The sequence below is a fragment of the Janthinobacterium algoris genome, from assembly GCF_051380935.1.
Lineage (GTDB): Bacteria > Pseudomonadota > Gammaproteobacteria > Burkholderiales > Burkholderiaceae_D > Janthinobacterium.
This window is the reverse complement of sequence record NZ_JBNYXZ010000011.1, coordinates 180,087-205,363: the sequence shown is the minus strand read 5'-3', so window position 1 is coordinate 205,363 and position 25,277 is coordinate 180,087. Positions and strand designations below refer to the sequence as shown.

At 64.0% G+C, this 25,277-nt stretch carries 26 protein-coding genes; 13 read left to right on the top strand and 13 right to left on the bottom strand.

Going from position 1 to position 25,277, the window contains the following annotated elements:
• Positions 1-189 precede the first annotated feature (189 nt).
• From ACQ4W7_RS17890 to ACQ4W7_RS17880, 3 genes are all read left to right on the top strand, one after another.
• On the top strand, positions 190-1,581 hold the full coding sequence (locus ACQ4W7_RS17890; RefSeq protein WP_426072677.1) for an MATE family efflux transporter: 1,392 nt from the start codon (positions 190-192) through the stop codon (positions 1,579-1,581).
• Positions 1,582-1,614: 33 nt separating this feature from the next.
• On the top strand, positions 1,615-2,454 hold the full coding sequence (locus tag ACQ4W7_RS17885) for a PhzF family phenazine biosynthesis protein (protein WP_436532160.1): 840 nt from the start codon (positions 1,615-1,617) through the stop codon (positions 2,452-2,454).
• A 192-nt stretch (positions 2,455-2,646) separates the two neighbouring features.
• The gene (locus ACQ4W7_RS17880) at positions 2,647-4,854 is read left to right on the top strand and encodes a S9 family peptidase (protein WP_436532158.1); all 2,208 of its coding nucleotides are present in this window, start codon (positions 2,647-2,649) and stop codon (positions 4,852-4,854) included.
• A gap of 74 nt (positions 4,855-4,928) precedes the next feature.
• On the opposite strand, the gene ACQ4W7_RS17875 is transcribed toward ACQ4W7_RS17880, so the two are convergent.
• The 3 genes from ACQ4W7_RS17875 to ACQ4W7_RS17865 all read right to left on the bottom strand — a co-directional run bounded on the left by ACQ4W7_RS17875 (position 4,929) and on the right by ACQ4W7_RS17865 (position 8,101).
• Entirely contained in the window at positions 4,929-5,114 is a 186-nt protein-coding gene (locus tag ACQ4W7_RS17875; protein WP_116743435.1) for a CsbD family protein, read from the bottom strand.
• A 182-nt stretch (positions 5,115-5,296) separates the two neighbouring features.
• Positions 5,297-5,941, bottom strand: coding sequence for a class I SAM-dependent methyltransferase (locus tag ACQ4W7_RS17870; protein WP_436532156.1), 645 nt, complete (start codon positions 5,939-5,941; stop codon positions 5,297-5,299).
• Positions 5,942-6,010: 69 nt separating this feature from the next.
• Positions 6,011-8,101, bottom strand: a complete 2,091-nt coding sequence (locus ACQ4W7_RS17865; protein WP_436532154.1) for a M13 family metallopeptidase — start codon at positions 8,099-8,101, stop codon at positions 6,011-6,013.
• Positions 8,102-8,344: 243 nt separating this feature from the next.
• Between ACQ4W7_RS17865 and ACQ4W7_RS17860 the strand changes: the two genes are divergently transcribed.
• Positions 8,345-8,641 carry a flagellar protein FliT gene (locus ACQ4W7_RS17860; protein WP_495542745.1) on the top strand — a complete coding sequence of 99 codons (297 nt, stop codon included), beginning with the start codon at positions 8,345-8,347 and terminating at the stop codon, positions 8,639-8,641.
• Between the two features lie 114 nt (positions 8,642-8,755).
• Positions 8,756-8,980 (top strand): hypothetical protein, encoded by a 225-nt coding sequence (locus ACQ4W7_RS17855; RefSeq protein WP_436532150.1) that lies wholly within the window; start codon positions 8,756-8,758, stop codon positions 8,978-8,980.
• Between the two features lie 80 nt (positions 8,981-9,060).
• On the opposite strand, the gene ACQ4W7_RS17850 is transcribed toward ACQ4W7_RS17855, so the two are convergent.
• Complete coding sequence (locus ACQ4W7_RS17850; RefSeq protein WP_436532148.1) at positions 9,061-10,221, bottom strand: type IV pilus assembly protein FimV; 1,161 nt, start codon at positions 10,219-10,221, stop codon at positions 9,061-9,063.
• A 172-nt stretch (positions 10,222-10,393) separates the two neighbouring features.
• Here ACQ4W7_RS17850 and fumC point away from each other — a divergent pair, with 172 nt between their 5' ends.
• The 3 genes from fumC (at position 10,394) to ACQ4W7_RS17835 (ending at position 12,514) form a co-directional block, all read left to right on the top strand.
• Positions 10,394-11,788, top strand: coding sequence for a class II fumarate hydratase (gene fumC, locus ACQ4W7_RS17845; RefSeq protein WP_426072669.1), 1,395 nt, complete (start codon positions 10,394-10,396; stop codon positions 11,786-11,788).
• 94 nt (positions 11,789-11,882) lie between these two features.
• On the top strand, positions 11,883-12,104 hold the full coding sequence (locus ACQ4W7_RS17840; protein ID WP_035825476.1) for an RNA-binding S4 domain-containing protein: 222 nt from the start codon (positions 11,883-11,885) through the stop codon (positions 12,102-12,104).
• 125 nt (positions 12,105-12,229) lie between these two features.
• A complete protein-coding gene (locus ACQ4W7_RS17835) occupies positions 12,230-12,514 on the top strand; it encodes a hypothetical protein (protein WP_426072668.1) in 285 nt (94 codons plus the stop codon).
• A gap of 4 nt (positions 12,515-12,518) precedes the next feature.
• Here ACQ4W7_RS17835 and bufB read toward each other — a convergent pair whose 3' ends face one another.
• The 8 genes from bufB to ACQ4W7_RS17795 form a co-directional block, all read right to left on the bottom strand.
• Complete coding sequence (gene bufB, locus ACQ4W7_RS17830) at positions 12,519-14,192, bottom strand: MNIO family bufferin maturase (RefSeq protein ID WP_436532145.1); 1,674 nt, start codon at positions 14,190-14,192, stop codon at positions 12,519-12,521.
• Positions 14,193-14,209: 17 nt separating this feature from the next.
• A complete protein-coding gene (locus ACQ4W7_RS17825; RefSeq protein WP_131690123.1) occupies positions 14,210-14,512 on the bottom strand; it encodes a BufA1 family periplasmic bufferin-type metallophore in 303 nt (100 codons plus the stop codon).
• A 256-nt stretch (positions 14,513-14,768) separates the two neighbouring features.
• Complete coding sequence (locus tag ACQ4W7_RS17820) at positions 14,769-14,969, bottom strand: YjfB family protein (RefSeq protein ID WP_131690122.1); 201 nt, start codon at positions 14,967-14,969, stop codon at positions 14,769-14,771.
• 57 nt (positions 14,970-15,026) lie between these two features.
• Positions 15,027-15,551, bottom strand: coding sequence for a molybdopterin-guanine dinucleotide biosynthesis protein B (gene mobB / locus ACQ4W7_RS17815; RefSeq protein WP_436532143.1), 525 nt, complete (start codon positions 15,549-15,551; stop codon positions 15,027-15,029).
• 131 nt (positions 15,552-15,682) lie between these two features.
• Positions 15,683-17,158: an alkaline phosphatase family protein gene (locus ACQ4W7_RS17810; RefSeq protein ID WP_436532141.1), complete on the bottom strand. Its 1,476-nt coding sequence runs from the start codon at positions 17,156-17,158 to the stop codon at positions 15,683-15,685.
• Between the two features lie 100 nt (positions 17,159-17,258).
• Positions 17,259-17,957, bottom strand: coding sequence for a general secretion pathway protein GspB (locus ACQ4W7_RS17805; RefSeq protein ID WP_436532139.1), 699 nt, complete (start codon positions 17,955-17,957; stop codon positions 17,259-17,261).
• A gap of 1 nt (position 17,958) precedes the next feature.
• Positions 17,959-19,608 (bottom strand): ExeA family protein, encoded by a 1,650-nt coding sequence (locus ACQ4W7_RS17800; RefSeq protein WP_436532137.1) that lies wholly within the window; start codon positions 19,606-19,608, stop codon positions 17,959-17,961.
• Positions 19,609-19,659: 51 nt separating this feature from the next.
• Positions 19,660-20,184, bottom strand: coding sequence for a hypothetical protein (locus ACQ4W7_RS17795; RefSeq protein ID WP_436532135.1), 525 nt, complete (start codon positions 20,182-20,184; stop codon positions 19,660-19,662).
• A gap of 414 nt (positions 20,185-20,598) precedes the next feature.
• On the opposite strand from ACQ4W7_RS17795, the gene ACQ4W7_RS17790 reads away from it, so the two are divergent.
• Positions 20,599-20,877, top strand: coding sequence for a hypothetical protein (locus tag ACQ4W7_RS17790; protein WP_436532133.1), 279 nt, complete (start codon positions 20,599-20,601; stop codon positions 20,875-20,877).
• Positions 20,878-20,923: 46 nt separating this feature from the next.
• On the opposite strand, the gene ACQ4W7_RS17785 is transcribed toward ACQ4W7_RS17790, so the two are convergent.
• The gene (locus tag ACQ4W7_RS17785) at positions 20,924-21,211 is read right to left on the bottom strand and encodes a hypothetical protein (protein WP_034759823.1); all 288 of its coding nucleotides are present in this window, start codon (positions 21,209-21,211) and stop codon (positions 20,924-20,926) included.
• 344 nt (positions 21,212-21,555) lie between these two features.
• Here ACQ4W7_RS17785 and ACQ4W7_RS17780 point away from each other — a divergent pair, with 344 nt between their 5' ends.
• Genes ACQ4W7_RS17780 through ACQ4W7_RS17765 form a run of 4 tightly spaced genes read left to right on the top strand, consistent with a single transcriptional unit; the run spans position 21,556 to position 25,277 of the window.
• The gene (locus ACQ4W7_RS17780) at positions 21,556-22,428 is read left to right on the top strand and encodes a glucosamine kinase nucleotide-binding domain-containing protein (RefSeq protein ID WP_436532131.1); all 873 of its coding nucleotides are present in this window, start codon (positions 21,556-21,558) and stop codon (positions 22,426-22,428) included.
• A gap of 2 nt (positions 22,429-22,430) precedes the next feature.
• A complete protein-coding gene (locus tag ACQ4W7_RS17775; RefSeq protein WP_426072659.1) occupies positions 22,431-23,165 on the top strand; it encodes a GntR family transcriptional regulator in 735 nt (244 codons plus the stop codon).
• Entirely contained in the window at positions 23,162-24,274 is a 1,113-nt protein-coding gene (gene nagA / locus ACQ4W7_RS17770) for an N-acetylglucosamine-6-phosphate deacetylase (RefSeq protein WP_426072658.1), read from the top strand. Before ACQ4W7_RS17775 ends, nagA begins: the two co-directional genes overlap by 4 nt.
• On the top strand, positions 24,264-25,277 hold the full coding sequence (locus ACQ4W7_RS17765; protein WP_102296295.1) for an SIS domain-containing protein: 1,014 nt from the start codon (positions 24,264-24,266) through the stop codon (positions 25,275-25,277). Before nagA ends, ACQ4W7_RS17765 begins: the two co-directional genes overlap by 11 nt.

Below are 25,277 nucleotides of genomic sequence, written 5' to 3'. Positions count from 1 at the left end.
AATGAAAAGTCGACCAAGGTCGGCATCGCTACCAAACGCTTAAAAGCTGGCTGGAGTGCCGACTATCTTGCCAAGGTCTTGGGCTTACCGACTTGATGCTTCATGCAATCGCCCTGCGCACCCGGGCGCCACGGCGGACAAGCATGGCGAATGCCGGTAGAATCTTGTGTTTAGTTAAGCTTGCCGCCCATGCCACACACTACCTCGTTCACCCTGCCCGCCGTCCGTACTGAAATTTCTTCGCTGTGGAAGCTGGCCTGGCCCATCCTGATCGGCCAGTTGGCCACCGTCGGCATGGGCGCGGCCGACGTGGCGATGACAGGGCATACGAATCCCGAGGAACTGGCGGCCGTATCGCTGGGCGCGGCTATCTGGTCCATCGTGCTGGTCACCGTGAGCGGCATCATGATGGCGATCAATACGCTGGTGGCGCATGAAATCGGCGCCGCGCGCCACGACCGGGTGCCGCACATTGTGCGCCAGTCGTTGTGGAAGGCGCTGCTGGTCGGCCTGGTGGCTTGCCTGCTGACGAACATGGCGGCGCTGGTGTTCGACCACCTGATGCTGGAACCTGCCGTGGCAGCCAAGGCCAAGCTGTTCGTGCACATCATCAGCTGCGCGCTGCCGCCGTTCGCCGCCTACCGCGCGCTGTACGGCTACAGCACCAGCATCAACCAGACCAAGCCCGTGATGGTCATCGCGCTGGCCGCGCTGGGCCTGAATATCCTCGTCAACTACCTGCTGATCTACGGCCACTGGGGCATGCCGAAGATGGGCGGCGTAGGCTGCGCCGTGGCCACTACCTGCTGCGTGTGGATGATGCTGCTGGCCATGCTGGCCTGGATCAGGATCGCGCCCGCCTACCGCGCCACGTACCCGTTCACGCACTGGGAATGGCCGCAGCCGTCGTCCATCGGCCCCATGTTGCGCCTGGGCCTGCCCATCGGCGTGACCTACTTTGCCGAAGTAAGCGCCTTTGGCGTCATCAGCCTGCTGGTGGCGCGCTTCGGCGTGATCCAGGTATCGGCGCACCAGATTGCCCTGAATTTCTCGTCCGTCGTCTTCATGGTGCCGCTCACCTTCGGCATCGCGCTGGTCACGCGCGTGGGCCATGCCGTGGGCGAAGCCAATCTGCGCCGCGCACGCTTCATTTCGTGGGTGGGCGTGGCCATGTCGCTGACGGCGGCCATCGTCTCGGCCACCGTCATCACCGTCTTCCGCCACCAGATCGCGCAAGCCTACACGTCCGATCCGCAGGTGCAGGCGCTGTGCGCACAGCTGCTGCTGTTTGCCGCCCTGTTCCAGCTGTCCGACGCCACGCAGGTGGCCACCTCCTGCGCGATCCGCGGCTACAAGGTGACGCGCCAGCCGATGCTGATCCAGCTGCTGGCCTTCTGGGGCTTCTCGCTGCCCATCGGCTACGTGCTGGGCCTCGCACCGCAAGGCTTCATCTGGTCGCCGGCCGAGCCGATGGCCGCCGCCGGTTTCTGGATCGGCCTGGTCACGGGCTTGACAGTGGCCGCCGTGCTGCTGACCTGGTATCTGAACCGCCTGTCGCTGCAGCGCCTGCGCGACGCCTGACACTTCCACAAGGAATCCGACCAGGAACCCGCCATGCCACAGCCGCGCCCCTTCAAGCAGGTCGATGTCTTCAGCAGCGTGCCCTTCCTCGGCAATCCGCTGGCGGTGGTACTCGACGCCAATGGCCTCGATGACGCGCAGATGCAAGCCATCGCGCGCTGGACGGGCCTGTCGGAAACCACCTTCGTGTTGGCGCCGCGCGATCCCGCCGCCGACTACCGCGTGCGGATTTTTTCGCCCGAGACGGAATTCCCGTTCGCCGGCCACCCGACCCTGGGCACGGCGCACGCCCTGCTCGACGCGGGCATGCAGCCGAAAGGCGCGCGCATCGTGCAGGAATGCGGCGTCGGCCTGGTGCAGATTGAACGGCGCGCCGGCGGCGTGCTGGCGTTCCAGGCGCCGCCCTGCACCGCGCGCCCGCTCGATCCAGCCCTGCTGCCGCAGCTACAAGCAGCGCTGGGCGGTACGCCGGCCGCTGCTGGCAACGTCGTCGAGATGGGCATCCGCTGGCTGTGCGTGCCACTGGCGAGCGCCGCCGCCTGCTTGGCCGTGCATGCCGACATCGCGGCGCTGACAGCATTGCTGGCCGCGTGTCGGGCCGACGGCCTGGCACTGTATGGCCCGCACGGCGCGGACGGGCCAGCCGATTACGAAGTGCGCGCGCTGCTCAGCGAACATGGCGCGCTGGTGGAAGACCCCGTCACGGGCAGCGCCAACGCCTGCATCGCACAGCTGCAGGCGGGCGGCGACTACACTGTCCGCCAAGGCACCTGTCTGCAACGCGACGGCCGCGTGTCCGTCAATTTCCGCGATGGCCAAGCCTGGATAGGCGGCGCCTGCCTGACCGTGATCGCAGGTACGATATTGGCCTGAACCCGGAAAAACGCCATTAAATAGGTGGCTATCGGACATTTCCAACGAAGGAAATACGGCCAGCACGTCCATTTTCCGTGGCTGGGGCTATCGCATAAAGAGGCACGCTCTGGTATCGTCTTACGCTTAGGCAACGCTCAAGTTCGCCTTTTGCATGCAGTGCCATTCATTCTTCCAACTACCGAGACATCCATGCGTTTTATACTTTGTTTTCTGGCCGCGATGGCCAGCGTTCCCGCATCGGCTGACAAGCTGACCCTGGAACGCATCCACGCCGATCCGGCACTGGCCGGCCCCGGCGTGCGCAACCTGAAGGTTTCGCCCGACGGCGAGCGCGTCACGTTCCTGCGCGGCCGCGCCGACAACCAGTTCCAGCTCGACCTGTGGGAATTCAAGCTGAAGGACAAGAGCACGCACCGTCTGGTCGACTCGAAGGCGCTGGTGCCGAATGAAACCATCTCGCCCGAAGAGCAGGCGCGCCGCGAACGCGAGCGCACGGCCAGCCTGAACGGCATTCTCAGCTACAGCTGGTCGCCCGATGGCAAGCAGCTACTGGTACCGCTGGCCGGCAATCTGTACCTGGTCGACGCAGCCCACCCGGACCAGGCGCGCCTGGTCGCCAAGGGCAATGTGCTGGACCCGAAAATCTCGCCGAAAGGCCGCTACGTGTCGTTTGTGCGCGATCAAAACATCTATGTGATCGACCTCAAGACGAACAAGGAACGCCAGTTGACCACCGACGGCAAGGGCACCATCCGCAACGGCGAAGCCGAATTCGTGGCGCAGGAAGAAATGGGCCAGCGCACCGGCTACTACTGGGCACCCGACGACAGCGCCATCGCGTATAAACGCTACGACGAAGCGCCCGTACCCGTGGTGCGACGCTTCGAAATCTTCGCCGACCGCACCGACGTTGTGGAACAGCGTTACCCGGCCGCCGGCGACCCGAACGTGCTGGTGCAGCTGCTGATCGTCTCGCCGGAAACGGGCGCACAGCGCCAGGTGGACCTGGGCACGAACCCGGACATCTATCTGGTGCGCGCCGACTGGAGCTTTGATGGCAAGTCGCTGGTGTACCAGCGCCAGTCGCGCGACCAGAAGACCCTCGACCTGGTCGCCGTCGATGCAGCCACCCTGGCGCAACGCACCCTGCTGACGGAAACGTCGACAAGCTGGGTCAGCATCCATGACGACCTGCGCTTCCTGTCGAACGGCACCTTCCTCTGGTCGTCCGAGCGCACGGGGCGCAATCATTTGTACCTGTACAACATGAGCGGCAAGCTGCTACACCCCGTCACTGCCGGTGAATGGGGCATCGACAGCGTGCTGGCCGTGAACCAGAAAACCGGCAAGGTCTTCGTCTCGTCGAACCGCGACGCGGTCATCGACAAGCAGACCTATGCACTGGCGCTCGATGGCAGCACGGCCGATAAGCCGCAGCGCGTCACCAAGGCCGATGGCTGGCACGACACGACGTTCTCGCGCAATGGCGAAGTGTTTGTCGACACGTATTCCGATCCCGCCACGCCGCCACAAGTCAGCATCCGCCGTCCGGACGGTTCGATGGTGGGCTGGCTGGAAGAAAACGCACTGAACGCCAGCCACCCGTACGCGAAATACAAGGCCGATCACCTGCCGACGCAATACGGCACCCTGAAAGCCGACGATGGCCAGACGCTGCATTATTCCATCGTCAAACCGTCGAACTTCGACGCGAGCAAACGCTATCCCGTCTACCTGTCGACGTATGGCGGCCCGCACTCGCAGCACGTGGCTCGCCGCTGGGGCAACAACTTCGATCAGTACATGGCGCAGCAAGGCTTTGTCGTCTTCCGCCTGGATAACCGCGGCTCGTCGCGCCGCGAGCGCGCCTTCACGGACGCCATCTATCACAAGCTGGGCGCAGCCGAAGTGGCCGATCAACTGGTCGGCATCGACTGGCTGGGCAAGCAAAGCTTCGTCGACGCGAAGCGCATCGGCGTGTTCGGCTGGAGCTATGGCGGCTTCATGACCCTGCGTTTGCTGTCGGCTGCCTCCGACAAGATCGCCATGGGCGTCTCGGTGGCACCCGTCACCGACTGGTCGCTGTACGACACCCATTACACGGAGCAATTCCTCGGCATGCCGAAGGAAAACGTGGATGGTTATAAGGCCAGCACCGTGTTCGCCCACCTCGACGGCTTGAAGTCGCCGCTGCTGCTGGTGCATGGCATGGCCGACGACAACGTCTTGTTCAGCAACAGCACGCGCTTGATCGACGCGCTGGTGAACCGCGGCGTGCAATTCGACCTGATGACGTATCCGGGCGCCAAGCACGGCATCTCGTCGCGCGCGGGCCAGCGCCACGTATATAAGAAAATTGAAATGTTCTTCAAGCAAAACCTGGGCGTAGCGAAGTAAAGTAAAGCGTGCCCACAATAAAAACCGCCGCCTGTCTTGCGACAGGCGGCGGTTTTTTTATGCTGCAGCAAAAATTATGGCTTGCGCGTAATGGTCTCGACTGCATCTTTCACATCGCCAACTTTCTTTTGCACTTTGCCTTCGACCTGGTTTGCCAGGCCCTTGGCTTGCTGTTCTTCGCTGCCGACGACTTTGCCAGCGGCTTCCTGGATTTTACCGCCGACTTCCTTCAGTTTACCTTCGACTTGATCTTTGTTCATGATGATATCCTCACGTAGTTGGTACCTCTGTAGTCCGGCCATGAAAGGCCGGTACTGCGGCTCACACACTGCCACAAGCTTCTTGCTGTGCTTGCTGCGTGTCGATAGGTTCATACTACGCTTGAGCTAACAAAAACTCTGTACGCTTGCTAACACATACCCAATGTCCGTCAACTCCATGGTCATGCAGCTTTACGCCAGACGGTCGCCAGCCACGGCTGCTGTTCGCGCGGCAAACCAGGCGGACGGTAGTACTGCTCGACCAGGGTAAAACCGGCCGCCTGCACATACGCTGCCCACGTCTCTTCGTCGTGGTAGCTGCCATAGCGCGCGCCATTCCAGCCCTCCTGGTTATGGCCGCGCGGGTTCGAGCTGAACAGCACGCCGCCCTCCTTCAGGCACGCGTGCAATGCACGCAACACGCCGGGCAAGACGGCGCTGGGCACATGGAACAGCACAGCATTGGCGAACACGCCATCGAAATGCGCGGTGGGCAGATCGAGGTCGACAAAATCCTGCTGCCACACGGTGCAACCGCTGTAGGCGCGCGCCATCTCGACGAAACGGGGGCAGCCATCGACGCCCGTGGCGTGGTGCCCCATGGCCGTGAACGCTTTCAGATCGCGGCCCGGGCCACAACCCAGGTCGAGGATCGCCAACGGCGCCGGCTTGCCGATGGCCTGCAGCAGCGCGGAGATATTCTGGCTGACGTCGTGATCGCGCGTGCCCTCGAAAAACTGCTCGGCGCTGGCGTCGTAATGGGCCAGGGTGCGCCCGGTGATCGCGTGGATGGGGTCTTGCGGATCTTGCGGTGGGGTCGGCTTCATGGCGCTCCTGTCATCGATGGGCGCATTTTACGCTGCCGACCGGCTCCCCGGCCGGCAACGTCAGCACGCTTACCAGACGCGTACGCGCTGTTCCGGCGCCAGGTACAGCTGCTGCCCCGGCTGGACGTCGAAGGCCGGGTACCAGGCGTCGAGGTTGCGCACGGTGGCGGCACGGTATTGCGCCGGCGCATGGCCATCCGTGAGGATTTGCTGGCGCGCCGCCGCTTCGCGCGCCTTGCTGCGCCAGCTGACGCCGTAGCCCCTGAAGAAATCGCGGTCCGCGACTGGCTGGGCCGGCTTGCCCTGCTGCGACAGGGTGAATGCGTCATGCGCGGCCGCCACGCCGGCCAGGTCGGCCAAGTTTTCGCTGAGGGTCAGCTGGCCATTCACGGCCAGGTCGGGGAACGGTTTATAAGCCGCGAACTGCGCCACCAATTGTTTTGATGCCGTCTGAAAGTGCGCCAGGTCGGCCGGCGTCCACCAGTCGCGCAGCTTGCCCTGGGCATCGAACTGCGCGCCCTGGTCATCGAAGCTATGGCTGATCTCATGGCCGATGGTGGCGCCGATGCCGCCATAATTGGCCGCATCGGATACTTGCGGATCGAAAAACGGCGGCTGCAAGATGGCGGCGGGGAAGTTCAGCGAATTTTGCAGCGGCAGGTTGACGGCGTTGACCAGCTGCGCCGGCATGGCCCAGGCCTTGCGGTCAGGGGATTGGCTCAGCTTGGCCAGTTCCTGCCGGTAATGAAACTGCTCCGCCCGCTGCACATTGCCCAGCGCGTCGCCGCGCACCACGCGCAAGCCCGCATAGCTGGCCCAGCGTTCCGGATAGCCCACGCCCACGTACAAGGTCTTGAGTTTTTCCTGCGCCTGCGCCTTGGTGGCCGGCGCCATCCAGTCCAGCTTGTCGATGCGGCGCGAGAAGGCGGCAACGATATTCGTTACCATGTCCTGCACGCGGGCTTTCGATTCCGGCGGGAAATAGCGCTCCACGTACAGCTTGCCGACGGCGTCGCTCAGGGCCGCATTCGTCGCAGCCAGCGCGCGCTTGCTGCGCAGCGACTGCTGCGGCGTGCCGCTCAGGGCGCTGCCATAGAAGGCAAAGCGCTGGTCGGCGGCCGCCTTCGGCAAGGTGGTGCTGAAATGGTTGATCGCGTGGAAGGCCAGGAAATCTTTCCACGTCGCCAGCGGCACGCTCGCCACCAGCGCGGCGCTACCCGTCATGGCCGTCGGATGCCAGACGATGAAATCCGTCTGCTGGCCCAGCCCTGCCGCCTGGAAGAAGGCTTTCCAGTCCAGGCCTGGCGCCTTGCTGGCAAAGTCGGCGGCGCGCCACGCGTTGTTGCCCTTGGCGACGTCGGCCGAATCCTCGCGGCTGGCGTGACTGGCGGCAATCTGCTGCTCCAGCGCAAATACGCGCGCGGCGCGGGCCGGCGCATCGCTGTAGCCGGCCTGCTTGAGCATGGCGGCGATATGCGTCTGGTAGCCCGTGCGCAAGCCCTGCATGCGCGCGCTGTCGCCCTGGTAAAAGGCGCGGTCGGGCAAGCCCAGGCCGCCCTGCAACAGATAAGCCACATTGCGCGTGGTGTCGTTCAAGTCTTGCGCCACCCACAGGCCGAACAGGTTTTCCGTATAAAAATTGGTGGCATTGAGCGGGTCGACATCGGCGCGCAAGCTCTCGCCCAGCGCGCGGGCCAATCCCGCCTGGTCGCGGATGCCATTGATCTTGCTCAACAAGGGCTTGAGCGGCGCCCAGCCTTTCGCTTCGATAGCCGCTTCATCCATCCAGGATCGGTAAAAATCGCTGACCTGGCGTGCCGATGCATCCGCCTGTGGCGCCACCGCCAAGCCTTCGACGAGGCTGATGATGCGCTCGTTGGTCGCGTTGGCAAGCATGGCGAACGAGCCCCAGCTGCTGCGGTCGGCGGGGATGTCCGTGCTGCGCAGCCAGTCGCCATTCACGTAGTCATAGAAGTCGTCGCCGGGTAAGGCAGAGGCAGCCTTGGGCGCCGCCATCACGGCAGCAGGACTGGCGACCGCCTCCTGGTCATGCGCGTGGACGGCGCCGCTGGCCAGCGCGATGCCGGACAGGGCCAGCGCCATGGCGCGCTTGCGCCAGGGAGCAGGGAAAGAGGAAGCGGCAGCAGTGACAACGCGCATGGTGATCCTTTCAGGCAAAGTGACGACAGTAGTGTGCAAAATCATAACGCGTTTTGAGGCGCCGCAACACGCTCCCCTGTCACCGCGACGCCAGCGGGCATGCGGCTTGGCAGGCGATTCTGGCGGCATACAAGCAATCATCTAAATTATTTTCACTTTTTTTCAAAAACACCCTCAAGTTCCCGATCAGCACGCCGTTAATCTAGACAAGCAGTAATCCATTCACTAGTTACGGGTGTGCTCATGACCTCCAACGACGTTCTCTCGATGTATGAAAATATTGCAGGAATGACCAATAAAATGGTTGTGGCCGCACGTTCGAGCGACTGGGATGGCTTGGATACTCTGGAAAACCAGTGCGCCAGCGTCGCCAGCACGACCATGACGGGCAGCGTACCTGCCCTGGCTGGCGCCTCGCGCCTGCGCAAGATCGATTTGCTCAAGCAAATCCTGGCCAATGACCGCGAAATCCGCGCGATTACAGAACCGTGGATGACGCAGCTGTCGAATGCCATGCCAGGTTCGCACGCCCGCATGTAACTCAATAAGCAAGCTTGCAGCGCCAGAAACAGCACCCGAGGGTGCTTTTTTTACATCTGCCGCCGTGTCAGGGAGCGCGGCATCTGCGGCGCTCAAGAAGCAAGGAGGGGGAATTTGGAAGGCGAACCCCAGGTATCTCCTGGCGCCGCCTCGCTGCCGGTTGCATCCGGCGTTCACGAGCACATCGTCGGCGTCGCAAACCGCTTCCAGACCCAGGCGTTTATGCAACGCTACACCTGTTTGCCGCGCCACACTATCGTTGGTGACTGCGACAGGCTGGGACTGTTTTGTCGTAGAGCAAGTCCACTGAGTAATCATATCACCATCTTTGAAAAATAGGCAATACGCTAGACAATCACCTTCTGTATTTTTTGAATATCTTTTTTTATATCAAATTTGAGCGCGGCCTTGCCGCAGCGCTAACGCGAGAACGGCTCCGGTTCCGGCTCGGCCGCTTCCTCCTCCAGCGCTTTCGTTAGCACCGGCACATCCTTCTTCTTGCGGCCGAACGGCTTGCGCAGCAAGACCCAGTATTTCGACGGCGCGCCCGACCCCGCAGCTTGCTTGCGCTTGCGCACGATATACACGATAAGCGCCGTCAGCAGCAGGAAGGTCAAGGTGCCAACACCCAGCCACAGTAAGCCGTTGCCACCCGCTTTCTTTTCCTTGTCAGCCGCTGGCACCCCATGCAGGGGCTTGGGCTTGGTATGGGGCGCCTCCGCCACGGCAGGCGCTGCGGCAAGCGGAACGGCAGCAGTCGCAGCGGCGGGCAGCGTCAGCGCCTTTTGCAAGGCGCCGATCTTGCCCTCCAATTCACCGAGTTTTTCATTCAGGGCCGCGTTTTTTTGGTCCAGCGCCACGCACGCTTCCGCCTGCCCAGCATCCGCCTGCGGCGCGCAAGCGGCCACGGGCGCCGCGGCGCGGCGCAACGGCGGCGGACGCAACGCAGGAGGAGCCGGCATGGGCGCGGCGGGCGGCGGCACAAACACGCGCGCCGGACGCACCAGGCCCTCGGCGCGCGCGCGGGCCGCCAGCGCGGCGGCATCGGGCGGCGTTGCGCCGGGCGCAGCGCGCGGCTGCGGCAGTGGCTGCACCAGCGGCACAGGCACAGTCGCCGGTATAGCTTGCCTGACTGGCGCACTGGCGGCGACGGCGGCGACGGCGGCGACGGCGGCGGGCGGTGCCGGCGTCAGCCACAGCGTACCGAGGCGCACGATGGCGCCACTGCCATTGCCCAACAACAAATACAAATGCACATGACCTGCCTGGATCGCTTGCCGGGTGGTCACGCGCACATAGTGCCGCCCACCCCGTTCCAGCGGGGTGATCGTCAAGGTTTGCAGGGCCGGATCCATGCCGATGCCGCCGCCGCGGTACACGTCGGGCGAGGCCAGGCGCACGGCCACGCCGCTGGCTTCCTCGGGCGCCAGGGCCGTCAGTTCGATCTCGGCCAGCAAGGGCTGGCCCACGTGCGACAGCACCGCCATCTCGCCCAGTTCTGCCGCCATGACGGGCGACAAGGCCAGACTGGCGACGGCGCACGCGCTCAGGGACCAACGGGGAACAATGCTGCTTTGCATGGACTAATCGCTTTGATAACAATATAAATAAGGGGAACTCGCCTGTCTTTAACGGCAGGAAATCGCAAAAATATAGATGGGCCATGGCAAAAATGATGCAATACAGCATCATCCTGTGCCTTTTTAACGCCTGGAGTACACTCGTTCCACCTCCATCGATGAAAGGGATGCCATGAGTAGCAGAATCGAACGCGACAGTTTCGGCCCGATCGACGTACCCGCCGACCGGCTGTGGGGAGCGCAAACGCAGCGCTCGCTTGAGCACTTCCATATCTCCACGGAAAAGATGCCGCCCGAACTGATCGCCGCCCTGGCCACTGTCAAGCGCGCGGCCGCCCACGTCAACCTGGACCTGGGTCTATTAGATGGCAAGAAAGCCATCGCCATCACGCAAGCGGCCGACGAAGTGTTGGCCGGCAAGCATGACGCAGAATTCCCGCTGGCCGTCTGGCAGACGGGCTCTGGCACGCAAAGCAATATGAACATGAATGAAGTGCTGGCCAACCGTGGTTCCGAGCTGATCGGCGGCTTGCGCGGCGCCGAGCGCCTGCTGCACCCGAACGACGACGTCAACCTGGGCCAGTCCTCGAACGACATCTTTCCTACCGCCATCCATGTGGCGGCCGCTCTGGCCGTCGCCAATACAGTCTTGCCGCCGCTGCGCCAGCTGCGCGCCACGCTCGACGCCAAGGCCACGGAATTTGCCGACATCGTCAAGATCGGTCGCACGCATTTGCAGGACGCCACGCCCTTGACCCTGGGGCAGGAATTTTCCGGCTATGTGGCGCAGCTGGACTTTGCCGAGCACATCATCACGGCATCGTTGCCGCCGCTGCTGCAACTGGCCGCCGGTGGCACGGCCGTGGGCACAGGCTTGAATGCCCACGTGGAATTTGCCGGCCGCATCGCCTTTGAACTGGCGCGCCTGACGGGCCAACCGTTCGAGACGGCCAGCAACAAGTTTGCCGCCCTGGCCGCCCACGATGCGCTGGTGGCCGCCCATGGCGCGCTGAAAACCCTGGCCACGGCCCTGATGAAGATCGCCAACGACGTGCGCTGGATGGCGTCCGGCCCCCGTTCCGGCCTCGGTGAAATCACTATCCCCGAAAACGAGCCGGGCAGCTCCATCATGCCGGGCAAGGTCAATCCGACCCAGTGCGAAGCGCTGACCATGCTGTGCTGTCAGGTGTTCGGCAACGACGTCGCCATCACGGTGGGTGGCGCTTCGGGCAATTTCGAGCTGAACGTCTTCAAGCCCCTGATCGCGCACAACTTCCTGCAAAGCGCGCGCCTGCTGGGCGACGGCATGCGCAGCTTCGACGCGCATTGCGCGCACGGCATCGCGCCGAACCGTGGTCGCATCGCCGAACTGATGGAACGCTCGCTGATGCTGGTCACGGCGCTGGCGCCGCATATCGGCTATGACAAGGCGGCGCAAATCGCCAAGCAGGCGCAGCACGAAGGCACGACCTTGAAGGAAGCGGCGCTGACCCTGGGCTTTGTGACGGAAGAGCAATTCAGTGCCTGGATCGTGCCATTGGAGATGACGCGGCCCAACAAAAGCTGACTTCCACCCTGCATCGCTGGCGGCTTCAGGTAAACTATGATTAGTTGAGGTCGTCATAAAGTGTTTAAAACACATCGTTGCAATAAGGGATACAATGCAAAAAGTAAGCTTTGATTTAACATCCGAGTTCGTCGAGCTGAACCAGCTATTGAAGCTGGTCGGCCTGTGCGACAGCGGTGGCGCAGGCAAGGTCATGGTCGATAGCGGCGTGGTGAAGGTCGATGGCAAGAAGGAATTGCGCAAGACCGCCAAGATCCGCGCCGGCCAGGTCGTCAGCGTGGGCGATATCCGTATCACGGTCGTCGCCCCGGTCTGACCCCGGCATGGGGCGCGAAAGCAGCCCCATGCGCCCAGCCAGCACTCCTGCCATCCGGCTGCCTGGATCAAGCTGCAAACACGTCGTTATTGTCAGATAAATATCGATTGCAGAAGGGAAGCGCCATGGACCATCCCGAACAAGGTACGCGCAGCCAGGAACGCCTGATCGGCGACTTGCGCCAGGTGATAGAAAACGCGGAAGAATTGCTGCGTAACACGGACAAATACACCAGCAGCCTGTACCAGAGCGCGCGCGCCAGGCTGGAACTGGCCCTGGTCGCGGCCACTGTCGAACTCGCCCGCTTCGAAGAGGAGCAAGTCACGCGCATGATGGACGCCACCCTGGCCGCGAATGCCCTGTACCGCGATCAGACGGGCGAAGCGCGCCTGCTGCGGGCCTTCGAATAAAGCGTCACGCCGCCAGCACCGCATGCGCCAGCCACTGGCGCAAGTGTGCGGCCAGGTCGAATGCCGGGTCCAGCTCGAACGCCGCATCGAGCGCGGCGCCAAACGTCTGGCCCTGCTGCAAGACCAGCAAGGCCGCATGCGCCGCCGCATCCACTAGCAGCACCTGCGCCTTCCAGCACGGCCGGCATACCAGCGCCCAGCTCGCCACCTGCATATCGTGCGGAAACATCGCCTGCCCTTCACTCTGCCCATCCCCCTCTTGATGCGCCTGCCACAAGGCTGCCACTTGCCAGTTCGATGCCAGCAAGGCGCAAGCGGGATGCAAGGCAAGACGGCGCACTTCCAGTTGATCGAGATGCAAGGCTGCCAGCGACTCGGGCGCCAGGCCCCGCGCATCGGCCGCGTAATGGGCCAGGTGCACGTCCCATTCCAGGCGCGCCATGTCCGGCAGGTAGGGTAACTCGTTCACGGGAGGGAACGCAGCGAGAAAATCGGCGAAACGGGCGCCAAACCGGTTCAAATCGGCGCTATCTGACGGATGCCGGCGGCCGTACGCACGCGCCAGGCCGCCAAAGAAATCCTCGCCCACCAGCGCCAGCACGACGGGATAGGCCTGGCCCAAGACGCGGCGCCAGGTGGCGCTCAAGTTGCCGCGGTACAGTGAAAAACGCTGCGGCACCGCCTCTCCTGCAAACGATGGCAGGGCTGCTACAGTATCAAACAAGGCCGTGGCAAACGCTTGCTGTCCGGCCGCCAGCGTATCGGCGGAAGCGGCGGAAGCGGCAGGAGTGGCAGGAGTGGCAGGAGCAGCCGGCGGCGGCGCCAGTAGCGCTCCCTGCCATGGTACCTGCGGCGCATGGCGCGCCAGCATGGCCTGCGCCTTGTCCGCCTCGCCCAACAGGATATTCAGCGGCGGTAAATGCGTATCCCATTCAACGAGGGTGGGAATGGCGCCGAAGCGCAGCAAGGCGGCCGCATACAAGTCCCAGACAGGATCAGCGACGGCGGCGCCATGGTGGTCGATCACGGCGTGCGGCGTCCGCAAATGGCCGCCCAGGTGCAACTCGCCCACGCTGCCCGGCGCGATACTGTGCAGGGCAAGCAGAGCATCTTCACCGTGGTTGCACTGGTTCACATACAGGTTATTGATATCGAGCAGCAGCCCGCAGCCGCTGCGGCGCGCCAGCTCCGCCAGGAATTGCGCCTCGCTCATGGCATCGTCGGCAAAGCGCAGGTAAGTGGAGACATTCTCCAGCAAGATCGGCCTTTTCAGCACCTCCTGCACCCGCCCCACTCTGGCGCACAGCACATCCAGGGCGGCGCCATTCAAGGCCAGCGGCAACAGATCATTGAGTTGCCGTTGCGCCACGGCGCCCCAGCACAGGTGTTCCGACACGAGGGCCGGCTCGGTGCGCTCGACCACGGCGCGCACGCGCTGCAAATGGGCCTCGGAAAAGCCGCGCGCAGAACCCAGGCCCAGGCCTACGCCATGCAAGCTGAGCGGGTAATCCTGGCGCAAGGTCTGCAACACATGACTATCCCAGCCCGACGGCTGCAGATAATTTTCGGTATGCACTTCCAGCCAGCCCACCTTGGGCCGGCGCGCCAGGAAGTCGCGGTAGTGCGCGGCGCGCAAGCCGACGCCGGCACCGGCAAGCACTGGGACTGGCGGCGGCATGAACAGGCTGCGGACGCTTACGGCTGCGTGGCCGGTTTGGCGGCCTTGCCGGCCTTGATGGGCTTGACGGAGCCGCCTGCCTGTTCGCACGTGCCCTTGGCAACATAGGTCCATTCCGTGGGCAGATTGTCCGCCTCGGCCTGGCCCGCGCAGGAATGCGCGCCATCGGACGAAGCGCAATCGTTCTGCCCGGCCTTGGCGACGCCGTAGCATTTTTCCTTGTCGCCGGGGGCGGGACCATCGTGCGCGGCCGCGTTGACAGTGGTGCCGGCACAGATGCCCGCGAGGGCGGCGGCGATGAGCGCTTGACGTTTGTTCATGGTAAATCCTCTTGCATGGGTCAAAGTAATCGGTAAGTCCTGACGGCACGCCCCGGGCTGCACCATGGGCAACGCGAGGTGATGGACGTCATTTTACTGAATCGGCCGTGCCATGGCGAACCATGGTCAGTTAATCAACTTATCAGGGGAAGGAAAGGAAGGCAGGAAAACAGACAAAACACCCACTCTCCACCGTCGATGACGGTGGTGTGGGTATGGCGATGGCGAGCGCCAGACTGGCGCCGCGGGACTGCGCTCAGGCTGTCGTGTTGATGCGATTACCGAGGTGAGCCGGCAGACTCGGCGCCGACTGTACTGGCGGCAGGGCTGCCAGCAAGGCAGTGGCAGTCGAACTCTGAATATCCTGGGCTTTTTTAAGGACAGCCAAACCGACGGCTTGCCGCGTGCCTGTCTCCGCCATCGTAGTTGACAGTTGAGCAATGCTTCCGACGTCCATACGTTTCTCCAATGAGGTTCTACCAGTATTAACGGATGGCCGCGGCAAACCTTTAGCTTATTTTTCCAGTCTGTGCAGCAGCCAGGCCAGCACTTGCTCGCGCGCATTCAAGTCCAGCCATTGCACGCCCTCGCGCAAGTCGGCCGGCGCCGGGCTGTCCGAGGCGACGGCGATCACCTGCGGGTCATGCGGATATAGGGGCGCCTGCCCCACTTCCGGGCGGAACACTTCCAGCTTGGGGATGGGGTCCGTCTTGAAGCCCTCCACCAAGGTCAGGTCTGCCGGCCCCATACGGGACAATTGCTGCGCCAGGCTCGGCTCGGGCGCGCCGCGCAGCTCATGCACGATGGCAAAACGATACGGCGACGCCACCAACACTTCCGCCGCCCCCGCCAGACGCAGGCGGGCGCTGTCCTTTTGCGGCGGCTCCAGCGCCAGGTCATGGTGGCTGTGCTTGACCAAGTTGACGCGCAAGCCGCGCGCCGCCAATTCCTTCACCACAAATTCCAGCAGGGTCGTCTTGCCGCTACCGGAACGGCCGATCACACCCAGTACCGGGTGGGCGGGCATCGCATCGTGCATGGTCACTCCTTGATTGAGAAGGAGTGATTATACGCAGCCCCGCCGGCACCAGCGCCTGGCGCCGGCGACGCGCATTGCCCAGCGCATTGCCCATCTCATGGCCCACCTCATTGTCCACCTCATCGCCCAGATCAAGCGCCTGCGGATTTTCCGCCAGTCCGGTCGCCAAAGGGCGCCGGCTTGCCACCCTGCCGTCGGCGACGGCCCGCCGGCTTCGGCGCTGTCGTGCCCGCCGTTTTACTCGCCGTTCGACTATTTACCGCCTGCGCATTCCTGGCCGTGCGCGCCAATTGCCGATGGGCGGCGATCGCGCCCGCCTCTGCATCGGACTGGAAGGGTACGGCGGCAGCGGCGGCCAGCGCGCCATCAGGCTGGCAGGCAGACGCCAACGGGGCGAAGTCTTGCATCCGCATATCCGCTTCCCATGCGGCGCGCTGCGCCAGGACCACGGCGGGCACGGCGGGCGCCGCGCGGGGCTGCGCCAGCGTCAGCACGGTGCCCAGGTCGCTGGCGGCTGCCACGCGCGCGCCCATCTGGGGCAAGGCGCCATCGGCGGCGCGGCAAAAACGCTGCAAGATGGTCTTGATGATGGACGTGTGGTCGAGCACTTGGTGGCTGACGCTGCCCGGCGCGATCAGCGGCGACACCAGCAACATGGGCACGCGCACGCCGTACTGGCGAAACGCGGGCTCGTCATCCACAGCGGCGGGCGGCGGCACATGGTCGAAAAAGCCGCCGTGTTCGTCATAACTGAGGATCAACAAGGTGCGCGCCCAGGCCGGTCCGCGCGACAGCGCCTGGTAGACCTGCGCCACCAGTGCCTGGCCGGCGCGGATATCAGCCGGCGGATGGTCGTCGTTGTCAAAGAAATGCGGATCGATCCAGCTGACCGAGGGCAAGGTGCCCGCCAGCGCATCGCCGATGAAGCCATAGCGGCGTGCGCTGGAGCCGAAAGGCTCGTAAAACTCGGACGAGCGGTAATGGTCGTCCGTCAGCGCCAAGCTCCAGGGTTTCCAGGCGGAATAAAATTTCCAGCTGACCATGGCATGCTCGAGGTGGCGCACGAAGGACTTGTTTGCATACTGGGGCACGCGCTTGCTGTCCTTGCTGCCGGCCGCCTTGCCGCTGATCGCATACAGGCGGTTGGGCCAGGTGGCGCCAGGCACGGAGCTGTAGCAGCGGTCGCAGACGCAAAACTGCTGCGCCAGGAAATCATACATGGGCAAGTCGGCGCCGTTGTAGTAACCCATCACCAGATCGATGTCGGGGTCGCCCGGATGCGTTTGCGCATAGTCGTCGATGAAGCCGCCGTTATTGTTTTGCAATTGCTGCGCCACCGACAGGCCCGTATGCGACGGGTCTTGCTGCGGGCCGAAGACCGTGCGCCGCAAATGGTGCACGGGGTAGGTCACGCCCGCGTGCACGTTGGCATGGCTGGCCTGCAAGCCGTCGATGTCGGCGCGCCCGCCTTCCAGGCTCAGGTAGCCGAGCATGTGGTCGAACGAGCGGTTTTCCATCATCAGCACGACGATATGGTCGATGCGCGCCAGATTTTCCGGCGCATCCGTATCAAGCGCACCCTCACCAGCAGTTGCGGCAGCAATCATGGGAACTCCCCGGCCGCGCACACGGGCGCAGCGACCCTGGTTCGACCAGGCCAGGCCAGTATGGTTCAGCGATGGCGGCCCGGCCTTGATGCGCAACAACTCAATACGGCACGCGGTAGCGGTAGCCCTTGAAGCTGAAGATGGCCGCCTTCGGCTGCAACTTTTCCAGCACCAGGCCGGGCGCCAGCTCCTCGCCTTCATGGCGCAAGACCTTGTCGATCAGCAACAGGCGCTCGGCCGGATTCTTCGAATAAATATAGCCGCCGATGGCGACCGGCGGGATTTGCCGCTGTATCGGCTCGGGCAAGTCGCGCATGCCGGGCACGCTTTCCTCGGCGCCAGGCGTGGGCGTGGGCGGTGCTGCAGGCATCGGGGCCACAACGGGTGGCGGCGCAGCCTGGCCGGGCGTCTCCTGCTTCGGTTCCGCCACGGGCCTGGCATGGTGCGCGGGCGCGGCGGTGGCCGCTGGCGGCACGGACGGGGCAGCCAGCGGCACAGGCGCCGGCGCGGGTACTGCTGGCGGGGCAGCCACGGGCACCGGTGCGGGCACGGCCTGGGCCAGTACAACAGGGACGACAGGAGCGGCAGCAGGAGCGGTCGCCTGCCAAGGCTGCCACAGCAGCAGCGCAACAACCACGGCCACGCTCACGCCGCCCAGCGCCAGCCAGACGGGTGCGCGCCGTGCAGCAGAGGACGCTGCGCCATCGTGCAGTTGCACTTGCGGTGCGTGGATCGAAGGCAACTCGCCCAGTTGGCGCTCGGCCTGCGATTTTTTCAGTGCTTCAAGTATGTAGGACATCTTATTTCCCCGCCACCATCGCCGTCGCAGCGGGCGCTGCCACGGCAGGAGCTGCACTGCTCAGGCGCGGCTCCGCGTTGTCACCCAGTTGCATCAGGCGTATGTAGGTTTTCGGTCCCGCCAGGCCATCGGCGCGCAAGTTCTGGCTCTGCTGGAAAGCGCGCAGCTGGGCTTGCATCTCGGCATCGAGCGGCAAATTAGCGGCCGGGGCCGGCATCCCCCGCTGTTGCGCCAGGCGCTGCGCCAGCCAGTCCACGTCGGCGCCGCGGGCACCCAGCGGCACCTCGTCGCGCCAAGCGCGCGGGGCGCGCCAAAAGGTAGTAAAACTGCCATCGCTGCGCTGCGCCAGCTGGGCCAGCGGCAGGCTTTGAGGTTTACCGTCCATTATCAGCGTGGCAGTCTCGCCCTGCAGCCGCGTCAGCAGCGCCTGCTGTTCCGCCCCTTGCACATCGCGCAAGGCCAGCATGGCGGGACGGTCCAGCACGCGCAGTTCGGCAATGCCACCCCGGCTGTGCAGGCAGCGCAGGCCGGCGCGCGCACCCGCCTGGCAAGCATCGCCGGGCGGCAACTGTTCGCCCCACAGGGCAGCCAGCTGGTGCAGCACGGCGTTGCGGTCCGGCACGCTGGCGGGCGCGGGCGCGGGCGCGGACGAGGCCACCGCTGCAGACGCCGCCGGTACGGACGCGGCCAAGGCCGGTGCCGGTGCAGTGAGCGCCGGTACAAGCACGCTGGCGTGCGGTAAGAAATGCCAGGCCAGCGCGGCCGTGACCACGGCGCCGGCCAGCACGCCGGCCGCGACGTGCGGCCAGCGCAGGCCCCGTCCGGCAATCGGCTTCCCCTCTTCCGCAAACACTTCCTCTGCGGCACGGCGCAGTATCTGGCGCGTCACCTGCGGCTGGTTTTCCACATAGGCGCCCAGCAGCGCGCGGTCGCATAGCAGGTTGATGCGGCGCGGCACGCCGTGGCTCAAGGCATGGATCTGCGCCATCAGCCGGGGCGCGAACGGCGTCTGCGCCGTGCTGCCTGCCACGGCCAGGCGGTGGCGGATATAGCTGGCTGTTTCCTCGGCCGTCAGCGAGCCCAGGTGATAGCGAGCAATCACGCGCTGCGCCAGTTGCTCCAGCTCGGGCCGGGCCAGCATGGCGCGCAATTCCGGCTGGCCGATCAGGATGATCTGCAGCAGCTTGCGCTCGCTCGTCTCCAGGTTGGTCAGCAAGCGCAGCTGTTCCAGCACGGCGGCGGACAGGTTTTGCGCTTCATCAATGATCAGCACATTGTTCTTGCCCTGTGCATGGCTGGCCAGCAGGTGTGCATTGATGGCGTCGACATAGCCTTTCACGCTGGCCACGCCGGGCGCCAAGGCGATGCGGAATTCCTCGCAAATCGACAGCAGCAATTCCTCGACGGACAGTTTCGGATTGAAGATATACGCCAGTTGGCAGTTTTCCGGAATCTGCTCCATGAAGCAGCGGCACACGGTGGTCTTGCCGGCGCCGATTTCTCCCGTCAACAGCACGAAGCCGCCGCCGCTGCCCACGCCATACAGCAAGTGCGCCAGCGCTTCGCGGTGGCGTTCGCTCATGAACAGGTAGCGCGGATCGGGGGCGATCGAGAACGGCGATTGCTTGAGCTGGAAATAATGCGTGTACATGGAGACCCTGCGGATGAAACGATCAAAATGCGCGGCGGCAAGCCGGTACCCTCATCGGGTGCGGGCGGGCGGCAACGGCTTGTATTTGGCGCAATACACTTTCGCCTTGCTACGGAAGTAGACGATTTTACTGCCAGGTACGGAACCACGGACAGGAAAGGCGGAATTGTCGAGCTTATTGAAACGCAGGCCGGAGGCGCTGCGGATGGCCGGTTCCAGCTTTTCCGGGGTCGCGTCCGCCACCACGCCCATGAAGACGAGGGGACTGGTATCGTCGCTGACGATCACGTCGGTAATCGGCGCGCCCCACAGGCTAGCGTCCGTGCGGAACCAGTATGCGCCCCCTTCATGCTTGTAGGCGGGGCCGAAGGCCGTCAGCAAATAGGCATAGAAGGCCTTGTTGTCGATCTGGTCGATGCACAGCACGGCATTGCCCACCACTTGCCCGAACGTGGACGGCGCTGCCTTTTGCTGCGCCAGCACGCCGGACACGGGTACACCAAAGGCCAACAGGGCGAACGCCGCCAGCAGGGCCGGCGCACGCCACAGGCGCGTCAATGAACGGCGCAAGCGCATGATCAGCGCTTGCGTTCTTCTTTCTTGACCTTCTTGGCTTCCTTCTTTTCCTTCATGCTCTTGGCCGGTTCCTTCTTGGCTTCCTTCTTGCTGTCCTGTGCCTTGCTCATCATTTACTCCATACCTGGGCGAAAATGCCTGGGCTATTATGACACTCCCCCATGAAAATGCCACGTCATTTCCCACCTGCAATAGTGTCCGGCCACCTAGCGCACGCAGCGCATGCGCTTATTTGCAAAAAGACGTAGGCATTTTGATTTTATTATGCTTTAATACACTTAATTTATAAAAATATATCATTCGGTGCGGTATCACCAGCACTGGAGGCAAGCATACACACTGGGGACAGGACATGGGCCGGCACGCTGCGCGCCCATGGGTATCAACGCTCAGCCCTCGGCAGAAATTCACAACATGATGAAAAAGATGATCTTGCTGGGCGCGGCCCTGTCGCTATGGGCCGCCGGCAACACGCAGGCGGCAGACACGCCGCCTGGCCGCTACGCCGCCTACCAGGCGATACCGGCCACACTGGCCGTACGCCTGGCCATTTTCCCGCCTCCGCCGGCGGCCCTGCGCATACCCACGCCATATGAACCAAGCACGCATTCGCTGCTGCTGATCGCCGTCGGTCTGCTGAGCCTGCGCATGCACGCGCGCGCGCGCAACGAAAAATTCCAGCCAATGACGTAAAAACGGCCGCACAAGGCGGCCGTTCCCCTCACGCGTGCGTGTCTGCCTAGTGCAGGCACAGGCGGCGGCGCGTCTTTTCGATCAGCGCTGCATCGTAGGGATACAGGTTCTCGATAAAGAACAATTCCGTTTCCGCTTCATCTTCCAGGCACATTTCAATCATGACCGGGCCATCGCTTTCGCGGCCCAGGAAATCCTTCGGCCAGCGGTTCTTGCGGTGCGTGCGCATCATTTCCATGCCCAGCGCGGCCAGCGGTGCCGACACGCCGGCGGCCAGCGCCTCTTGCTGCCAGTCGTCCCAGTACTCGCTCTTTGCTGCCTTGTCGTTCATCATGCTCTTCCAACTCAGGTGTAAAAGGCGGACTTTACTCTTCATGGCGTCCCTTGCCAAGCATGCATACAAGCAATACAACAGTGCGCGGCACAGACCACTCGTGAAAAATTGGCATTAAATAAGGCCAATTTCAATACCATTCAGCATACAGAAAAAAACCTTTATTAACAAATACTTGCAGTCACTCCTTCGGGCATGACGCTGCATCACGCAAGGCATTTCATAATACCACTTAAATACCTGTTGACAAGCCATCGAGGCGACAATATAGTGCCTTCAGCTTTTTCGTCGCCCGACAAAAAATACGAGACAGGCGCAATCAACCATATGCGGGACTGCACAACATGATCGAATACATAATCGGCGTCGACGGCGGGGGAAGCGGCACCCGCGTGCGCCTGGCGCGCCTCGATGGCCAAGAACTGGCGCAGGGACAAAGCGGCCCTTCCGGCCTGGGACTGGGCATCGAACGGGCCTGGACCTCCGTGGCCCATGCCGTCACCCTGGCCTTTCGCGCCGCCGGCCTGGAACAGCCATCGCTGCAGCGCATGGCCATCGGCCTGGGCCTGGCCGGCGTGCACAACAAGCAGTGGGCCGCCAGCTTCGTCGAACACAATCCCGGCTATGCTGCCGTCGCACTCGAATCGGATGCCCTGACCACCCTGCTGGGCGCGCATGCCGGCCAGCCGGGCGTCATCGTCGCCATCGGTACCGGCAGCGTGGGCGAAGTGCTGCACGCGGACGGCAGCCGTCACGAAGTGGGCGGCTGGGGCTTCCCTTCCGGCGACGAAGCGGGCGGCGCCTGGATCGGCATGCGCGCCATCAACCACGCGCAGCAGGTGGTCGACGGGCGCGTGCCCGGCAGTGCCTTCGCCACGGCCGTCATCGACGCCTGCGGCGGCCAGCGCAACGCCATGCAAGTATGGCTGGCGGCCGCCAGCCAGACCACTTTCGCGCAACTGGCGCGGCTGGTGCTCGAACACGCGGCCACCAATGTAGTGGCGCGCACCATCCTGGTCGATGCGGGCCAGCAGATCGCCCTCATCGCCAAGGCCCTCGACCCGGTCGGCACCTTGCCCGTGGCCCTGTGCGGCGGCCTGGCGGCGCCGTTGTCGGCCTACCTGCCGGCGACACTATTGCAACTGGTCGTGCCGGCACAGGGCGACTCGGCCGCAGGCGGCCTGCGCCTGATACGCAAGCACTTGCAGGAGCAATGACCATGCTGGCCAAACTGTCTGCCTTCAAACCCAATCCGGCCAGCGACACGCCGCTCTACATGCAACTGGCGAACATGCTGTCGGACGGCATCGCCAGCGGCGACTGGCGCGCCAACCAGGCCTTGCCTTCCGAGCGCGTGCTGTCAGATATCCTGGAAATCTCGCGCGTCACGGCGCGCAAAGCCATCGACATGCTGTGCGACCGGGGCATGCTGACGCGCAGGCGCGGCTCGGGTACCTACATCACGCCCAAGCTGGAGCAGCCGCTGTCGCGCCTGACGAGCTTTTCGGAAGAATTGCGCCAGCGGGGCTTCACGGCCGGCTCGCGCTGGCTGCAGCGCGATATCGGCGCGGCCGCGCCGCTGGAACTGCTGTCGCTGGGCCTGTCGCCGCACATGCCGGTGGCGCGCCTGCGCCGTTTGCGCACGGCCGACGACGTGGTGATGGCGATTGAGACCACCACCATCCCCGCGCTGTATATGCCGGACCCGCAGCAGGTGACCGATTCGCTGTACGGCTATCTGGAGTCGCGCGGCACCATCCCGATGCGCGCGCTGCAGCATATCCGCGCCGTCAACGCCACGGCGGAACAGGCCAAGCTGGCCAATATCAAGACGGGTGAAGCCATGCTGCACATCACCCGTGTCAGTTATCTCGACAACGGCGCAGCGGTGGAACTGACCCACTCGTATTGCCGCAGTGATTATTATGAATTCGTAGCGGAGTCGCGCAGATGAGCAGCACTATCAAAGGCAATATCCTTACCCCCGGCGGCTGGATCCACGGCGCCATCGCCTTCGGCGAGCGGGTCGACAGCATCACGGGCAATTCCCTCCACCCGTCGACCAATGGCGACGATTATATTTTGCCCGGTTTTATCGACCTGCACGTGCATGGCGGCGCCGGCAAGGACATCATGGAAGGCGGCGACGCCGTCTACACCATCGCGGCCATCCATGCGCGCCACGGCACCACCAGCCTGCTGGCCACCACCATGACGGCGCCGCCGGAAGATATCGACATGGCCCTGACGGCCATCGGCATCGCCGCCAACCACCGCCGTCCGAACACGGCGCGCGTGCTGGGCGCCCACCTGGAAGGCCCGTACATCAATTCCGGCAAGCTCGGGGCGCAGCCCAACTACGCGCGCGCCGCCACGCTGGCCGAAATCGAACGCCTGCAAACCCTGGCAAAGCTGCGCGTCATCACCGTGGCGCCGGAAATCGCCGGCCACCTGGAACTGGTGCGCACGCTGGCCGACGCCGGCGTGCGCGTGCAGATCGGCCACACGCTCGGTTCCTATGAAGACGGCGTGGCCGCGCTGGAGCATGGCGCCATGGGCTTTACGCACCTGTTCAACGCCATGAGCGGCCTGCATCACCGCGAGCCAGGCATGGTCGGCGCCGCCCTGGCGCACGCCGAATACGCCGAACTGATACCCGACCTGCTGCACGTGCATCCGGGCGCCATCAAGGTGGCCCTGCGCGCCATCCCGCGCCTGTACTGCGTCACCGATTCGACCGCCGCCACCGGCATGCCGGACGGCGAATACATGCTGGGCCGCCACGCCGTGCAGAAATGCATGGGCGGCGTGCGCCTGCCCGACGGCACCCTGGCGGGCAGCACCCTGACCCTGGACCAGGCGCTGCGCAACCTGGTAGGACTGGGACTGGACCTGGCCGACGCGTCCAAGCGCGTGTCGACCAACGCCGCCGATTACCTGGGCCTGGAAGAACGTGGCCGGCTGGCCCCCGGCACTTACGCCGATCTGGTGGTACTCGATCGCGATCTCAAACTCAAAGCTGTGTATATAGAAGGAGAAATCTGTGACCTCAATGATGCTTAAAGAAGCCATTTCCGCCGCCGAATGCGTCGCCCTGCAACTGGCCAGCGATACGGAACGGTACGCGGAACTGGGCCGCAAATTGAGGAGCACCTCGTTCTCGACCGCGCTGACCATCGCGCGCGGCAGCTCGGATCACGCCTGCAACTACGTCGCTTACCTGATCATGGCGCGCCTGGGCCGTGTCGTCGCGTCCCTGCCGATGTCGCTGGTGACCCTGAACAAATCGCCGCTGGTGACGCGCGATACGCTGGCCATCTCGATTTCGCAATCGGGCCAGAGCCCGGACGTGGTCGAGCCGATCCGCTACTTCCGCGACGGCGGCGCCACCACCGTGGCCCTGGTCAACGACATCGATTCGCCGCTAGCGCACGCCGCCGAGTGGGCCATGCCCCTGCGCGCCGGCAAGGAACAAAGCGTCGCCGCCACCAAGAGCTTCATTACCAGCCTGGTCGCCGGCGCACGCATGGTAGCCCAGTGGCAGAACGATCCCGAGCTGCAGGCGGGCCTGGAAGCGCTGCCTGAGGCGCTGCTCGAAGCGACCCGCGTCGACTGGTCGCCGGCGATCGACGTGCTGGCCCCGGCGCGCAACATTATGGTCGTGGGCCGCGGCATCAGCTTCCCCGTGGCGCTGGAATCGGCCTTGAAATTCAAGGAAACCTCGGCCCTGCAGGCGGAAGCCTTCAGCGGCGCCGAAATCAAGCATGGTCCGATGGCCCTGATCGAAGACGGCTACCCGCTGCTCATTTTTGCCACGCGCGGCCCGACCCAGGCCGGCCTGCTGCAGTTGGCGACGGAAATGCGCGGCCGCGGCGCCAAGGTCTTGCTGGCGGCCCCCGCCGACGTGGCCGAGCGCGACCTGACCCTGCCCGTGGCGGCCACGCCGGACCTCGACCCGATCGTTGCCATCCAGTCTTTCTATGTGATGGCGGCCAAACTGTCGGCCGCGCGCGGCATGGATCCGGATGCGCCGCGCCATTTGAGCAAGGTCACGAAGACAAATTAA